General features: G+C 67.3%; 15 protein-coding genes. 4 read left to right on the forward strand and 11 right to left on the reverse strand.

Annotated elements, in window-relative coordinates; translation table 11 throughout:
- Positions 1 to 442: acyl-CoA dehydrogenase family protein (locus A8G15_RS07470; protein WP_281180604.1), on the forward strand; the 442-nt coding region annotated here is incomplete at its 5' end.
- A gap of 20 nt (positions 443 to 462) precedes the next feature.
- Entirely contained in the window at positions 463 to 1,617 is a 1,155-nt protein-coding gene (locus A8G15_RS07475) for an acyl-CoA dehydrogenase family protein (protein WP_064257013.1), read from the forward strand.
- Between the two features lie 74 nt (positions 1,618 to 1,691).
- Here the strand turns inward: A8G15_RS07475 and A8G15_RS07480 are convergent, their stop codons facing one another.
- The 5 genes from A8G15_RS07480 to A8G15_RS07500 all read right to left on the reverse strand — a co-directional run bounded on the left by A8G15_RS07480 (position 1,692) and on the right by A8G15_RS07500 (position 7,590).
- A complete protein-coding gene (locus A8G15_RS07480) occupies positions 1,692 to 2,462 on the reverse strand; it encodes an IclR family transcriptional regulator (RefSeq protein WP_064256972.1) in 771 nt (256 codons plus the stop codon).
- A gap of 61 nt (positions 2,463 to 2,523) precedes the next feature.
- Positions 2,524 to 3,582, reverse strand: coding sequence for an acyl-CoA dehydrogenase family protein (locus tag A8G15_RS07485; protein ID WP_064256973.1), 1,059 nt, complete (start codon positions 3,580 to 3,582; stop codon positions 2,524 to 2,526).
- Complete coding sequence (locus A8G15_RS07490) at positions 3,579 to 4,808, reverse strand: acyl-CoA dehydrogenase family protein (RefSeq protein WP_064256974.1); 1,230 nt, start codon at positions 4,806 to 4,808, stop codon at positions 3,579 to 3,581. Before A8G15_RS07490 ends, A8G15_RS07485 begins: the two co-directional genes overlap by 4 nt.
- Complete coding sequence (locus A8G15_RS07495; protein WP_064256975.1) at positions 4,805 to 6,787, reverse strand: acetate--CoA ligase family protein; 1,983 nt, start codon at positions 6,785 to 6,787, stop codon at positions 4,805 to 4,807. The genes A8G15_RS07490 and A8G15_RS07495 overlap by 4 nt, the downstream gene beginning before the upstream one ends.
- The gene (locus A8G15_RS07500) at positions 6,784 to 7,590 is read right to left on the reverse strand and encodes an enoyl-CoA hydratase/isomerase family protein (protein WP_064257014.1); all 807 of its coding nucleotides are present in this window, start codon (positions 7,588 to 7,590) and stop codon (positions 6,784 to 6,786) included. The genes A8G15_RS07495 and A8G15_RS07500 overlap by 4 nt, the downstream gene beginning before the upstream one ends.
- 120 nt (positions 7,591 to 7,710) lie before the next feature.
- Here A8G15_RS07500 and A8G15_RS07505 point away from each other — a divergent pair, with 120 nt between their 5' ends.
- Positions 7,711 to 8,583, forward strand: coding sequence for a LysR family transcriptional regulator (locus A8G15_RS07505; RefSeq protein WP_064256976.1), 873 nt, complete (start codon positions 7,711 to 7,713; stop codon positions 8,581 to 8,583).
- Here the strand turns inward: A8G15_RS07505 and A8G15_RS07510 are convergent.
- The 6 genes from A8G15_RS07510 to A8G15_RS07530 form a co-directional block, all read right to left on the reverse strand.
- Positions 8,539 to 9,423 (reverse strand): LysR family transcriptional regulator, encoded by an 885-nt coding sequence (locus A8G15_RS07510; RefSeq protein ID WP_064256977.1) that lies wholly within the window; start codon positions 9,421 to 9,423, stop codon positions 8,539 to 8,541. The two genes, A8G15_RS07505 and A8G15_RS07510, sit on opposite strands and share 45 nt — an antisense overlap.
- Before the next feature lie 18 nt (positions 9,424 to 9,441).
- Complete coding sequence (locus A8G15_RS32465) at positions 9,442 to 9,675, reverse strand: AMP-binding enzyme (RefSeq protein WP_169833865.1); 234 nt, start codon at positions 9,673 to 9,675, stop codon at positions 9,442 to 9,444.
- Positions 9,590 to 10,951 carry an AMP-binding protein gene (locus tag A8G15_RS07515; protein ID WP_082899721.1) on the reverse strand — a complete coding sequence of 454 codons (1,362 nt, stop codon included), beginning with the start codon at positions 10,949 to 10,951 and terminating at the stop codon, positions 9,590 to 9,592. Before A8G15_RS07515 ends, A8G15_RS32465 begins: the two co-directional genes overlap by 86 nt.
- A 63-nt stretch (positions 10,952 to 11,014) precedes the next feature.
- The gene (locus A8G15_RS07520; protein ID WP_064256978.1) at positions 11,015 to 11,779 is read right to left on the reverse strand and encodes an SDR family NAD(P)-dependent oxidoreductase; all 765 of its coding nucleotides are present in this window, start codon (positions 11,777 to 11,779) and stop codon (positions 11,015 to 11,017) included.
- A gap of 11 nt (positions 11,780 to 11,790) precedes the next feature.
- Positions 11,791 to 12,984 carry a thiolase family protein gene (locus A8G15_RS07525; protein WP_064256979.1) on the reverse strand — a complete coding sequence of 398 codons (1,194 nt, stop codon included), beginning with the start codon at positions 12,982 to 12,984 and terminating at the stop codon, positions 11,791 to 11,793.
- A 218-nt stretch (positions 12,985 to 13,202) separates the two neighbouring features.
- Complete coding sequence (locus A8G15_RS07530; RefSeq protein WP_169833866.1) at positions 13,203 to 14,294, reverse strand: ABC transporter substrate-binding protein; 1,092 nt, start codon at positions 14,292 to 14,294, stop codon at positions 13,203 to 13,205.
- A gap of 209 nt (positions 14,295 to 14,503) precedes the next feature.
- Here A8G15_RS07530 and A8G15_RS07535 point away from each other — a divergent pair, with 209 nt between their 5' ends.
- Positions 14,504 to 15,517 carry a zinc-binding dehydrogenase gene (locus A8G15_RS07535; protein WP_169833867.1) on the forward strand — a complete coding sequence of 338 codons (1,014 nt, stop codon included), beginning with the start codon at positions 14,504 to 14,506 and terminating at the stop codon, positions 15,515 to 15,517.
- Positions 15,518 to 15,537 lie beyond the last annotated feature (20 nt).

The following is a 15,537-nucleotide window of genomic DNA, read 5'->3' on the forward strand; positions in this document are numbered from 1 at the left end:
ATCACACGGTGGCCGCTCTACACCCGTGCACAACACGGAATCGCAGACGATCTCGGCCACCGAGTTACACCACTCTATGGGGCACTACTTTGGACGGCCGCTGGCGACGTTCCAGGGGCTGCAGTGGAAGATCGCGGACATGGCGATGGACGTCCACGTCGCCCGGGTGCTGTTGTGGCGGGCGGCGCGCACCGGGACCGATGGCTTCCCCGATCAGACCGCGACGCTGATGGCCAAGCTGCACAGCAGCGAGATGGTCCAGCGGGTGACCAACGAGGCGATCCAGATCCACGGGGCACGCGGCTACTCGCGGCGGTGGCCCGTCGAACGCTACTTCCGTGACGGTCGTGGTCTCGCGATCGGGGGCGGCACTGCCGAGGTGATGCGCAACGTGCTCGGCGCGCAGGTCCTCGGCGTGAGCGGCAGCCAGCGGCGGCGGTGAGCGCGATGCGCGTCGACATCGTGGAGCGCGACGTCTACCAGGATGAACACTCCGACTTCGCCGAGAGCGTCGCCGCCTTCCTGCGGCAGACGGTGACGCCTCGGATCGGCGAGTTCGAGAAGGCCGGGATGATCGATCGGGACGTCTACCGGGCCGCGGGCGAACTGGGCATCGTGGGCCTGCAGATTCCGGAGGAGTTCGGTGGCGGCGGTCAGGACGGGTTCCTGTTCAACTGCGTCGTCACCGAGCAGGTCGCGTACGAACGCTCCACCATGGGTTCGCTGCGGGTCCACACCGACGTCGTCACACCGTATGTGCTCAGCCTGGCCACGAGCGATCAACGGCAGCGCTGGCTGCCGGGCATGGCCAACGGTGAGCTGATGACCTCGATCGCCATGACCGAGCCTGGCGCCGGCTCTGATCTGGCCGGTATCCGAACGAGCCTCGATCGTCGCGGTTCGGACTGGGTACTCAACGGCTCGAAGACGTTCATCACCGGTGGTGCGCAGTCCGACCTGGTGATCGTGGTGGCCAGGTCCGAGGCGGCGGAGAACCGTCGGCACGGGCTCACCCTGGCCGTCGTCGAAGCCTCGACGCCCGGCTTCTCCCGCGGTGCGCCGCTGGAGAAGCTCGGGCTCAAGGCGCAGGACACCACCGAACTGTTCTTCGACGACGTCGTCGTGCCAGCGGACAACATCCTGGGCGAGCCCGGCCGTGCATTCACCTACTTGTCGTCGCATCTCGCGCAGGAGCGCCTGTCCATCGCGGTCAACTCGCAGGCCCAGGCTCTCGCCGCGCTCGCCGTCACCTGCGAGTATGTGCGGGATCGCAAGGTGTTCGGTACCACGCTCGGCACCTTCCAGAACACGAAGTTCGTGCTCGCCGATCTCGCGACCAGGGTCAGTGCCGGTCAAGCCCTGGTCGATCGCGCGATGGGCCGGCATGAACGGGGACGGCTCGACCCGGCGGAGGCGGCGAAGGTCAAACTCTTCTGCACGGAGCTCCACGGCGCGGTGGTCGACGCCTGCCTGCAACTCCATGGCGGGTACGGCTACACGTGGGAACAGGACATCTGTCGCATGTACGCAGACGCGCGGGTCGCGCGGATCTATGGGGGTACCTCCGAGGTGATGAAGGGTATCGTTGCCCGCACCTTGAACCTCGTCGACCGCTGACACGCTCCACGCGAACCGACCAAACCGAACCGGCCCCGATCTCCGTGAGAGATCGGGGCCAGTTCGGTTGGTGGTCAGGCTTCGAGCGTGGTCCTGTGCGACACCGATCCACCCAATCGCCGCGTCATTGCGTCCGCCTCGCGCACGACGGCCTCGATAGCCCGGTCTTGGGCCTCGTCCGCACGGGCGGCCGGGATCGACACGCCGAGGGCGCCGACGACCTGGCCCGAGGCGTCGAACACCGGAGCCGCGGCGGCCCAAAGGTCCGGCCACTTGACGCCGGACCCGCTGACGTAGCCGTCGGCGCGGATCCGCGCCATCAGCCGGGATGCCTCATCGAAGTCGAGCGGGTCTGCGGACTGTGGCTGCTCGGCAACCGCCGCCTCGAGTCGCGCGTCGTCGAGCCACGCGAGGACGGCGTGGCCGGTGGTGGTCGACAGCAGTCCGTGACGCCGGCCGAGCCGCACGTTGGCCCGGACCGGCTTGGCGGGTTCGGAGTGCGCGGCGTAGGTCACCGCACCCTGCTCGTACACCGCGTACACGGACGTCTCGTCCAGTTCCGTCGTCAAGGTGTCGGTGTGCTCCTGGGACAGCGTCGACACCCCCACCGTCGCGTTGACGGCGCAGCCCAGGCTCCAGACGAGCATCGTGCCACGCCAGGTCCGGTCCGGCAGCTGGGTGACGTAACCTTCCTCTGCCATCAGCCGCAGGATTCGAAGCAGCGTCGGCGGCGCGAGATCCAAATCGTCACTGAGCGCCTTCAACGACTGCGGACCCTTCGCGCAGACGACTTCGAGGACACGAAGCGTCCTGGCTATCGCGCCTTCTGCCACGACCCACCCCACCTTCAGTTTCCAGCTCGATACCAGGCGTATCGTAGCAGGATTCCGTCAAGCTGAAGTCAATTCAGTTGAGCGGAGTCAACTCGCCGCGCAGGCACCGGGCTACTACCGTCCGGTGAGCGGCCGGTGTGCCGAACAGCGTCGACCCCACCGTGCACCGCTTGAAGTAGTGATGAAGGTCGTGTTCCCAGGTGAAGCCGATGCCGCCGTGCAGCTGAAAAGCGCGCGACGCACACTCGTCGGCCGCCTCCGAGACGAACGACTTCACCGTCGAGACGAGCAACTCCGTCGACACCGCACTCGACGAGCCCTCCTGCAGGACACCCGCCAGCTCGAGGACCATCGCCCGGCTGGACTCGGTCCTGGCGAGCATGTCGGCGCAGGCGTGCTTGACCGCCTGCCGCGACGCGATCGGCTGACCGAACTGAACCCGCTGGCCCGCATAGTCGACGGTCGTGTCCAGCAGCCACGACATCGCACCGACCAGCGATGCACAGTGAATCGCGGTCCCGACGTGCCGGACCCGCTCGAGCCCCTCGGCCAGTGCTGCATCCCGCGATGCGAGCACTCGGGCCGGTGCAGCGTCGAACTGGACCGAACTCATCGGCTGCGTTCCGTCGAGGCAGACCAGTGCATTCACGTCAGCGTCGGCGACGTCCATCACGACGGCGCGTGTCTCCCCGTCGTCGACGGCGAGCGCCACCACCTCCGACGACACGTCGGCGTCGGGCACGAATGGCAGCGTTCCGCTGACCCGCGCGTCGCGCATCTCCAGCGGAGCCGCGGTGAACCCGCCGTCGGCACCGAGGAACCCGAACGTGTAGGCCTCGCTGACCCCGGTCTGTTCGAGCACGGACAGCGCATACCGGGACACGGTGCGGGCCAGGTAGGGCACGGGAGTCGCATACCTCCCCAACGCCTCCGCGACCAGGCAGGTGGTCTGGACGTCGCCGTCCTGTAGTGGCTCGAGGACACCGACGTCGACAAGACGACGCCACAGCATCTCGTCGAGAACCCGCGGTCCGGGATCGCCCGCGCGCAGGGCGCTGAGCGGGTCGTGCTTCTCCGCGATCGCTTCGACGCTGGTAACGAAGTCACGCTGTTCTGTCGATGGAAGCCTCATGCGCTTGCTCCTGAAGAGTCGATGAAGGAACGCCAGGACTGAGTCCGGCTCGGGTCGGTACCGCGAGGCATCCCGAGCCCGCGCTCCGCGATCTGATCCCGCAGCACCTCGGAGGTTCCTCCGGCCACCGTCTTGGGTTGTACCCGCAGGTAGGCCCAGACGTCGTAGGCGGCACCCCGGGCGTCCGGTGCGTGGGCGAGCAGACCGAGTTCACCGAAGTCCAGGAACGCCCGCTGCAAGCGCTTGGTGTGCTCGGCCTGCATGACCTTGTTGTACGGCGTGCCGTTGGCGACGGGTGGCAGGTTCTCCGTCCGGTGCAACGCGTGCCGCCGATTGTTGAAGGCGATCGCGCGGGACTCCACCCACAGCCGGGCGATCCTGTCCGCTTCCAGCTCCGACGCGGTGGGCAGGTAGTTGCTGACCAGTTCCTCGATCGGTCGGCCGACCATTGACCCGGGTGTCGCAGCGCCGGCGCCGGATCCGGCTACCCGTTCGAGCGCCAGCACGGCGCGCACCACTTCCCAGCCCTGCCCGGCCTCACCGAGTCGATAGCGATCCGGGATCCGAACATCGCCGAGGTTCACCTCGAAGAACTCTGCATCCCCGGTCATCTGACGAATCGGTCGAAAACTCACGCCGGCGGACCTCATGTCCACCAGGAAGCAGGTCAGGCCGGCATGCTTGGGAACGCTCGCGTCGGTGCGTGCGACCGCCAGCCCCCATCCCGCCCTGTCCGCACGGCTCGTCCATATCTTGCGACCCGTCACCGTCCAGACGTCACCGTCGCGGGTGGCGCGGGTTCGTACCGCGGCGAGGTCGGAGCCAGCGTCCGGCTCGGAGAATAGCTGACACCAGAGTGCCTCGTTTCGGGCGATCGGGGGAAGCAACTCCTCCGCGACGTCACTGCTCGCGTACTTCAGGATCGCCGGACCCACCCAGCCGGTGCCGATGGCACTTTCAACAGTGCCAACCCGCCACCTCGCGAGTTCTCTTCGCACGTCCACGGTTTCGTCGGCGCCGAGGGCGCGGCCTCCCAGCTCGCAGGGCCACTCTGGCACCAACCATCCGTCCCGGGCGACCATGCGCACGAGCTCGGACACCTCGGCGGGGTCGGTCGCGGCGATCATCTCATCCAACCCTTCGCGGTCGTCCCCGGCGACCAACGCGGTCCACGATGGAGGGAGGATCCGAGCCAGCGTCGCACGCAGCTCGTCCGCGGCGCTCACAGCACGACCCGTGCGTCGAGAGCGACGAGTCGACTGTCGACCCATCCCAGCGGGTTGCATTCGACCAGGGCGGCTCCGGTGGCCGCGGCCAGTCGAACCAGGCGGGTGGCGGCTCGCGCCAGAGCTGGACCGGTGTCGGAGTACCGTCCCGGTACTCGCAAGAAGATCTCCTCCTCGAGCCGCGCCGCCAGATGCTCCTCCCCGAGGAAGGCGGGAAGGGCGACCGTGCGGTTGAGGAGTTCGATGTTCGCGCCGCCGAGCCCCGCTGAAACGACCAGACCCCATTGCGGGTCACGGCGGACTCCGACGAACAGCTCCATCGAGCTCCGCAGCTGCTTCGCGACGATGACGCCACCCGCTCCCGAGGCGAAAAGCTCCTCCGCCGCCGTGCCTGCGCGCGCCCGGTCAACGTCGAGCTTCACCCCGCCGGCGCGAGCCTTGTGCACCTCGGCGGCACTGTCCGCCTTGAGCACCACCGGCCAACCGAGCGTCTCACCGATCTCCGCGACCTGCCCGACGCTGCGTGCCAGCTGCCAGTCCGCCGTCTCCACGCCTGCGTCCTCGACGAGCGAGAGGCTTTCCGCGGCCGAGGGCGTGCCGTCGAGGCGCTGCCACGGCCCGGGAGTCGGTTCCCTTCGCGGTACTGCCGAGTTCCGCGGCCCAGCGAACCGCGTCACCGCGGCCACCGCCTTGCAGGCGGAGTCCAGATCCGGCAGCACCATCTCACCTGCCTCGATCAGCGGGCGCACATTCGCAGGCTCGCGATCGAGGCAGGCAAGGACGGTGGGTACCGCAGCTCCGGCGACCGCACCGATCGAGCGGGCCTGGTCCTCCCTGCCCACAACGAGAATCGCATCCACCTCACCGCTGTTGCGGAGCTCATCACATACCTTTCCGAGCAGAACGTCGTCACCGACGGTCTGAGCGGTGACATCGACCGGGTTTCCCGTCGTCGCGATCGCGGGCAGCAGCGCGGCCAGCGCGGACCGGGTGGGCGCGGACAGCGCAGGAAGCGTCACGCCCGCCGTGCTCAGCAGGTCCGACGCCACCACGCCCGCGCCACCCGATCCCGTCACGATTCCGACGCGGCGTCCCCGTGCCGTCCCCAACACGGAGTACGCGAGCGCCGACAGGATGAGGTCGCGGTCGGACCTGACCAGGGTCGCACCGTAAGCGCGGAACAGTTCGTCGACCACCGCCGCGTCGGCACTGACCGCGGCGGTGTGTGACGCGGCGGCGTTTGCCCCAGCATCGGAGAGGCCGCCGAGAAGACACACAACGGGCACACCGGCGTTTCGCGCGTCGGCCAGGAGCGCCTCCAGCGTGACTGCGTCGCGCAGCCCCTCCAGGTAGAGCATAAGGACCTTCGGCTGAGCCACCGCGAGAGCTCCACGCGCGAGTGTGCAGGCGTCGAGGTGAGCCTCGTTGCCCGAACCGATGAAACCGTCGAGATGAAGCCCGAAACGGGCTGCGGCACTGACCACTCGGGCTCCAAATGCGCCGCTCTGCGACACAAGGAACGCCCCGCTGCCGTGCCGGCAGTCGACTAGCGAGTCGAAGGCCTGTGCGAAGGTAAGCGTTGCACGGGACTGGGCGTGGTAGAGCCCAACCGTGTTCGGTCCGATCAGGACCGTTCCGCGCGAGGTACGCAGCGCCTCGCCGCCGACCTCCTCGAACCCCGAACTGAAGATCACCGCGAACTTGGTCCGACCGTCGACCGAGTCGAGCACGTCGTGCACCGCGGCCGCGGGGACCGCGATGACTGCGACGTCGACGTCCCGGTCCAGCGGCTCGCCGCGGGCGGGCACGACGACAGTGCCGGGATACTCAGCCGCACGCAGGTGGGCGAGGGTGCGGCTGCCGAGTCCGGTCGGCTTCGACGTTCCGCCGAGCACCGCGATCGACTCTGGGCGCAGCAGCGGGGTGAGGTCGGGTACTGCGGTCGCGGTCCGGTCCTCCGACGTGGCGGGAGCACTCATCGCAGTTCCGCCGGGATGGTCGTGTGCTTCGTGGTCTGCCACTCCGGCGCTCGCTTCTCCTTGAATGCCGCGATCCCCCGCAACGTCTCGCCAAGCGTGCGCACCCAGTTGAGGGTCCGACGCTCCCGGTTGTAGGCGTGCAACCGGTCGGTGGTCTCGAGGAACTCGTACATCAGCTGCTTGGTGACGGTCATCGACGCCGGCGCGCACCGCTCGGCCATGTCGGCGGCGAGGTCGATCGCGGTCACGAGGACGTCCTCGCTGGCAACGCAGTGTGTGGCGAGGCCCAGCGTCGTGAACTCCCGGCCGTCGATGGTGCGGCCGGTCAGCAGCAGGTCCATCGCGACGCCGAAGCCGGCAAGGCGCGGCAACAGCCACATCGATCCGCGATCGGGGATGATGCCGACCCGGTTGAACGAGAAGGCCAACCGCGCCGTGGATGCCACGACCCGAATGTCGGCCTGCATCGCCCATGTCAGGCTCACTCCGATTGCGTCGCCGTTGATCGCCGCGATGATCGGCGTCTGCAGCCGCCACGGTGCCTGGTCCGGTCGGGTCAGTGATTCTACGGCGTGCGCGTCGACGTCGCGCCAGTCCAGGCCGAGGTCCGCACCGACGCCGAAGTGTTCCCCGCGACCGGTCACGACGATCACGGACACCGCTTGGTCGCTGTCAAGTTCGACGAGCGCCTGTTGTAGTTGATTCGCCATCACCGGGGTGTACGAGTTGCGGCGATCGGGACGGTCGAGATAGACGATGCCGGTGCTGCCCTTGGTCTCGACACTGACGTGACGTTCTGTCATGGCTCCTCCGTGGATGCGTTTGCTGGTGACTTTCACTGTCGTCGCACCGCGAGGTCGGCACAAGAAGGTAGTTCCGAGAGAAGCTATCGACAGAGCCTATGTACGTCTAGCATCCGTTCCATGGATCTGCGTGCGCTTCGGTACTTTCTCGCGGTCGTCGACCACCAGGGGGTGAGCCGGGGCGCAGCAGCGCTCTACGTCAGCCAACCCTCGCTGTCCCAGACGATTCGGCTGCTCGAATCGGAGCTCGGTGTGCACTTGCTCGACAGGTCAGGGCGATTTGCGAAGCCGACGGACGCCGGACTCGAGCTGGCAGGGGTCGCCCGGCGGGTGCTCGGAGAGGCGGACAGGGCCCGCGAGCGCGTCCGTCAGGTCTCCGACCTCACGGTCGGACGGGTCGTAGTCGCGACGGCGTCCACGCTGTCGGTCTATCCCCTGACGCCGATTGTCGCAGCGCTGCGCCACAGGTACCCCGGTCTGGAAGTGCATGTGCTCGACGGCGGGACTGGACCCGAGGTGATGGAGCGACTCACCCGCAACGCGGCTGAAATCGGAGTCGTCGACCTTCCCGTCGAGGACCCGAAATGGGGGGTGCGCGCCCTTCCCCGGGAGGAGATCGTGCTCGCAGGGAAGGACATTGGCGACATCGGGCCCGTCCGGCGGGACGAGGTGCATTCACACGGCGTCGGAGTGCCGACAACAGATGCGGACAGGTCCACGGAACTTGGTGCGCTTCTCGCCGACGCTGCTGTATCGACCCGAATCCGGACGGCGCATCGCCAGCTGCTCTGGGAACTGGTCACCGCCGGGACGGCATCCGCCTTGATCGGGAAGTTCAGTGCCGAGAGGATCCTCCCGAACACCATTCTGCGTCCGCTTGATCCGCCGATGTGGCGCACCCCCGCGCTGATCTGGCGGCGGGGCATCCTTTCTCCCGCCGGCGAGGCATTACGAGCGGCGGCTGACGTACTCGACGGCAGCATCAACGAATGACCTCGCGACCGGGCTGAGCTGGTCGGCGGCGAACACCAGACCCAGTTCCTGCCGGAACCGAGGCTCCAGCCGCCGGACGTGGGCGCCCCGCTCCCGGACCTCACCAACCAGGCTCCCGCCTACCAGTGTGCTGCCGATTCCCGCCAGCATGAATGCCGTGCGCGCTTCTCGCTGCTCCACGACTGCCGCGACGGGGAGGGGTCGTCGGGCGGTCGTGCGTTCAAACTCGGACCGGCGACCAGGCGGGACCAGGACCATCGGCATGGCGGCGAGATCCTGGAAGTTGAGGACCCGGTCGGGCGGTGCGGTCGACGTCGGGGGGACGGCCACGTGCAGGTCGCCCCTGCCGAGGGAGATCACGCGGTAGGCGTTCTCGAGCGACGTAGCGAGCGGTAGTCGGGTGCAGACGATTTCGACCGACCCTGAGGACAGGGCGTCCACGACGTCATCCTCCCGGGCGAGGTCGTGGACATGCAGAACGGCATCGGGGGTGTCGGCGAGCCACGACGCAACAAGAGTGGCGAACGGACCACTGACCGCGGTAGACAGCGCAGCGACTTCAAGTCCGCCGGCAACCCGCCGGGTCGGACCGGCCGCCACTTCGGTCGACTGGTCGCACTCGCGCATGATCCGGCGTGCCGGACCGGCCAGGGCGTGACCTGCCGGAGTGGGAATCATCCCCCTGCCCACACGATGGAACAGGGTTGCGTTCAGATCGCGTTCGAGTGCACGGATCGCAGTGGAGACACTCGACTGTCGCACGCCGAGCCGGGCGGACGCACCGAGTGCGCTGCCGCTGTCGCACACAGCCAGGAAGTACCTCAGCTGGGATAGCTCCATACCGAGAACGTTAGCCCGCTACCGATCTCCGTTCACCTCCGCCCGCACAACTCGGCGCAGCAACTTGCCCGCCTCGGACCGCGGCACTGCGTCCCGCACTTCCCAGGACCGCGGGACCTTGTAGCCCGCAAGGCGCTCGCGCAGGGCAACTTCCAGGACTTCAACGTCAACGGGGTCGGAACCCACTACAACGGCATGGACACTCTCGCCCCACCGTTCGTCCTTGCGCCCCACTACACACGCGTCGATCACTCCTGGAACTTCGAGTAGTGCGTGCTCGACTTCGGCGGGATAGATGTTCACCCCGCCCGAGATGGTCAGGTCGGCGTCGCGCCCGGTCACGTACAGGTAGCCAGCCTCGTCCAGGTATCCGAGGTCCCCCAGCGTGATCGTCCCGTTCAACCGGGACCTTTCCGTCTTGTCCGCGTCGCCGTGATAGGAATGTGGGCAAGGTCGAGCGGAAGTAGATCAGTCCCACTTCTCCCGCTGAGAGAGGATTTCCGTGCTCGTCCCGGACGGACAGCTCTGTCGCCTGGCCAGCCCGCCCGACACTTCCAGGATGCTCAAGCCACTCCTCGCTGGTGATGAACGTCGCGGTCCCCTCTGTGCCGCCATAGATCTCGGTGACCACGGGTCCGAGCCACTCGATGATCCCCCGCTTCACCACGGGCGGGCACGGCGCCGCGGTGTGCACGATGCGGCGGAGCGACCGGGTGTCGTACCGGCTGCGGTCCGCGACATCGAGGGCCAACAGATCCGACATCATCATCGGGACGAGGTAGGTCCAGGTGACGGCGTGCCGACCGATCAGGTCGAGGCAGATGCGCGGGTCCCATTTCGGTGCGACGACCACGGCGTGCCCGAGAGCCAACGCCTGGTCGACGAACACCGAGCCAGCGGTGTGATACATGGGTGCGGTACTGAGGAACACGCCATTCTCGACGTCGACGCCGTACGTGTCGCCGCGTGCGACCGCGAGCTGAGCGGCCTCCTGCGGGGTGACACCACGGAGGGCGCGGCGTACCCCCTTGGGGCGTCCCGTAGTCCCCGAGGTGTAGAACATTCGCGAGCCCGCCGCCGTCGTTGCCGTCACCTCGGTCGACTCGTCGTGGAACCAACCGTTCGCACCGTCGCCAGTAAGATCGCCGACGTCGATGACGACGCAGTCGGTCCCAGCATCTGCAACACCGGCGGCGGCGAGGTCCATGAACTCAGCGGTCGTCAGCAGGATTCTCGCATCCGAATCCGCTATGACGTAAGCGATCTCGCTGCGTGTGAGATGACGGTTCAATGGAGTCAGATAGAGCGGCCGCTGGAGAACCGCGCGCTGGGCGACGATCTGTTCAGGACCGTCCGGCATCAGCACCGCCACACTGCTCCCCTCGCCGAGGCAGGGCTGCTCTGCCAAGAAGTTCACGATCCGGTTCGTCGACGCCGCAACTTCTCCGAAGGTCATGGTCGTGCGACCGTCGGCGACGAGCGCGACCCGTCCGGGGTCGTTCAGGGCGTAGTGCTCAAAGGAGCGCACGGTCGTCCTCCTACAGGACTGCGGGGGTGGGTGCGGACTCGCGGGGCTATGCCGGACGCCCGGTCACTTCGGGCCCATGCGCAGACCGCCGTCGAGGCGGATCGTCTCACCGTTCAGCATCGGGTTGTCCAGGATGTTCTCGGCCAGTTGTGCGAACTCGCCGGCGTTCCCGAGTCGGCGAGGATGCGGAACGGCGCCGTAGAGGCGTGCCCGCGCGTCTTCGCCCATTCGTCCGAGAATAGGGGTGTCGAAGACGCCGGGCGCGATCGTGCACACCCGGATCAGCTTGCTGGAGAGGTCCCGAGCAGCCACGATCGTCATGCCCACGACGCCCGCCTTCGAGGCGGCGTAGGGAATCTGACCGATCTGGCCCTCGTACGCGGCAACCGACGCGGTCAGCACGATCGCGCCCCGTTCGCCGTCCACCTCGTCGTTCCCGGCCATCGCGGCCGCGGCGAAGCGGAGCACGTTGAAGGTGCCGAACAGGTTGGTGTTCACCACGGCCGCGAACGTCTCCAGTGAGCCCGGCTGGCCCTCCCGATCGACCAGGCGCACGGTCCCTCCCCGACCTGCACAGTGGACCACGCCACGCAGCGGCGCACGATCGGCCGCGGCAGCGACCGCTGCCTCGACCTGGTCCGCGTTCGACACGTCGGCGGGCGCGAATCGGACGTTCGGACCGATAGCCTCGGCAACGTCGCTGCCCGCGCTCGTCGGCAGGTCGACGATGACCACCTCGGCGCCCCGCGCGGCGAGGCGCTCGGCGCTGGCGCGGCCGAGACCAGAGGCCCCGCCGGTGACGACGACGGATGCATTGTCCAGCTTCATGTTTGACTTCCTTAGTGAGTGAGTGACTCGACGATGTAGGCGTTGGCCATTCCGCCCGCCTCGCACATCGTCTGTAGTCCGTAGCGTGCGCCAGACTGGTCGAGTGCGTTGATCAAAGTCGTGAGGAGTCGGACGCCGGACGCTCCGAGTGGATGTCCGAGCGAGATGGCCCCGCCGCGCGGATTGACCCGACCATGGTCGACGCCGAGGGCTGTCATCCATGCCATCGGCACCGATGCGAATGCCTCGTTGACTTCGAAAATGTCAATGTCGTCGAGGGTGAGGTTGGCCCGGGCGAGCACCTTGCGGGTGGCTGGGATCGGCGCGGTGAGCATCATCTCGGGATCGTCACCACATGCGGTGCTCGACGCCAGCCGAGCCCGCGGGGCCAGCCCGAGGGAGTTCGCTCGCGAAGCCGACATCAGCAGCACTGCCGCTGCGCCGTCAGTGACCTGGGAGGAACTGCCCGCCGTGGTGACCCCCTGAAGGTCGGGGAAGGTGGTCGCCACCTCGCCCCCCGCGAAGGCAGGCGCGAGCTTCGCCAGGCCTTCGACCGAGGTGGTCGGGCGGATCGTCGAGTCGGTGTTCACCCTCGCACCGTCGGCCACGGTGACGGGGACGATCTCGTTGTCGAATCCGCCACCGTCCACCGTGGACTGGGCGCGCCGGTGCGATTCCGCCGAGTAGGCATCGAGGTCCTCGCGCCCGAGCCCGAAAGCGGCGGCGACCCGGTCCGCCGCCACACCCTGGCTCGTCAGGTGCGGGAACCGCGCGCGCATCGCCGGGCCGTAGCCGTCCTGTCCGAGCTTCGCCGCGCCCATCGGCACGCGACTCATGGACTCGACGCCCGAGGCGATGACGATGTCCGCCTGGCCGGACGCAATTGCCTGCGCGGCAAAGACGACAGCTTGCTGACCCGAGCCGCACTTGCGCTCGATCGTCGCGGAGGGAACGTGCAGCGGAAGGCCCGCGGCCAGCCACGCCACCCGCCCGACCGTGCCACCCTGCTCACCCGCCTGGGTGACACATCCGGTCAACACGTCGTCGACCAGCGCAGGGTCGAGATCGCTGCGGCGAATCAGCTCGCACAGCACCTGCCCGAGTAGTTCTGTGGGATGCAGTGAGGACAGCTCGCCGCCAGGCTTGCCCTTCGCCATCGGCGAGCGCACCGCATCGACGATGACGACCTCCTCGAGTCGGTTCATCGACGTGCCACCGCCGCCTGTACGTGGTTCAAGTCGCGCACCATGGGGTCCTTCCTTCCTCGTGACGAGATCACGACACGAGCATTGTTTTCAAACAGCCTGGCAGTCAACGGCTTTCACGGATTGGAAATCCGACGCACCCCCTCGGGGATACCTATGCCAGGCGGCCCGCACGCTCCTTCTGGGGTGCGGACCGCCGTGCCCTGCGGAGCAGTTCGTCAGCTCGACCCGGTCATCCAGTCGCGTGAGCAGGTGTTCGCAGCTTCGACGAAGCTCGGGTCGAAGAGGGTCGTCACGTCCTGAGGCTCGCCGTACTCGAGTCCACCATTCTCGAGCGAGAAGTCCTGCAACTCGGTGAGGAACTCGTCGACTCCGTCCATCGACAGTGTCGGATCGAAGTAGAGGAGCGGGGACTGCTCGACGACCGACTCGTCCGTCTCGAGCAGGGCTGCGAGTTGGGCACGCACCTCAGGATCCTGACGGTAGTCACCCTGCAGGTTTTCCTCGATGGTGCGGCTCACCACCTGGAGAAACTTCACGACCGTCTCCGGTCGATCCAGGAACTTCGGGCCGGCGATGAGCGACGTTCCGGTGACGCCGGGTGCGTAGCTCGCAATGGGGCGCAGGTTGTTGTTCTTGGCGGCCTCCACCTCGAGCGGAGACGCAATCCAGGTGGCGGCGACGGCCTTGTTCTCCAGCGCGACCAGCGCGTCAGCACCGACCAGCTGCTTCAGCGTGACATCGCCGATGTCCAGATCGACGCTGGCGAGCGCGTTGTCGAGGATCAGACCGCCGATCCCAGTTCCGGATGTCGGGGATCCGACGCTCTGCCCGGCAAGGCCCTTGAGATCCGGTTCCGGTCCGGTGCCGACGTAGTCCACGTGCGCCCAGTAGCCCGGCAGCGGCGTGCCGGGTTCGTACTCCTGCTGTGTATCGAACGGCATCATCCACTGCACGTCGACACCGCTGTCCACGGCGTTGAAGTGCGCGGCGGAGTAGCTTGTCATCTGGGCGTCAATTCGCCCCTGTGCCACGAGCGGGATCGCTTCGGCGGATGGAATCTTCTCGAGCGTCACGTTGAGCCCGGCCTTGTCGAACGCCCCGGTCGCCTCGGCGAGGAGTACCGACGAGAACACCCCTAGGTTGGATCCGGCCGAGATGACGATCTCGCCGGTGGTCGACGCATCCGGGCACGCGGCGCCAGCGGAGCCACCACCGTTCGCCGACGTTGTCGGACTGCTGCACGCAGCGAGACCAGCTGCAAACAAGGCGGAGGCGGCGGCGAGCGCTGCGGCTCGACGATTCGGCACGTACATCACATACCTTTCATTCAGTGGAATCTGATTAGATCCAGCTGAATGCTATGGGTGGTTAGTTTGTGATGTCAACCACATAGTACGAATAGTGTGATGTGCTAACTTCCAATGAAGGAAAGCAAATGTCTTTGAGTGAAATCTGGTGAGCCGTGAAGGGCATACTGTGGACCGGCGATGAGGTCCAGTACGTGGAGGATCTAGAGGTGGGCGAACCTGGCCCCGGTCGGGTCTCCGTAGACATCGACATCGCTGGCTTGTGTCACAGCGATCTCAAGCCGGTGGCGGGCGACATCCCGCAACTGACGCCGGTCGTGCTGGGCCATGAAGCCATCGGTCGCGTCGCTGGTCTCGGGGAGGGCGTAAACCCAGCCTGGCTGGGCAAACGCGTGACGCTCACCGTCCTCCCGTCATGCGGAACGTGCGAGTTCTGTTCCAGCGGACGCGAACACTGGTGCCGGGCGAGTGCCGCACCCGCACCGTCGCCGTTCACAAGGCATGGCCGCCCCGTGCACCAGTTCGTCAGACTCGGGGCATTCGCGTCCCGCACGGTGGTCGGGGTGTCGCAACTCATCGAGTTGCCCGAGTCCCTCGACGCGCTCGTCGGCGCGATGCTCGGGTGCGCCACGGTCACCGCGTTCGGCGCGGCCAAGCAGCAGGCGCGCATCGGCGAAGGTGACAGCGTCCTCGTCACGGGTGTCGGGGGCGTGGGCCTGAACTCGATCATCGCCGCTCGGCACTACGGGGCGCGCCACATCACCGCATACGACGTGCACGAGAGCAAACGTGAACTGGCCTTCCGCTGCGGAGCGGACGAGTTCCACACACCCACGACGGCCGGCGCCATCGCGTCGATCGCACCCGCGGAGGGATTTGACGTCGTGCTCGAGTGCACGGGGGCGGCACCGGTGCTGCGGGAGGCCTTCCACTCACTCGGCTGGGGCGGCAGATGCGTCATCGTGGGCCTGCCCGCTCACGGCACCGATGTGGGTCTCGAGATCCGCGACTTTTTCAACGACAAGTCGCTCCACGGATGCCGGATGGGCTCGGTGTCGCCGCAGCACTTCATCCCCCAGCTGGCCGCCTCGATCGAGCGGGGAGAACTCGACCTGTCACCTGTCGTCTCCGCTCTCGTTCCCCCACAAAATGTGAACGACCTGATCACGGCACTCGGCAGGGGCGAGCTTGCCCGCGGGTATCTCGACTTCCGTGGCCACTGACGAAGCACCGTCCGAGACGA

The organism is Rhodococcus phenolicus, assembly GCF_001646785.1.
GTDB classification, from domain to species: Bacteria; Actinomycetota; Actinomycetes; order Mycobacteriales; family Mycobacteriaceae; genus Rhodococcus; species Rhodococcus phenolicus.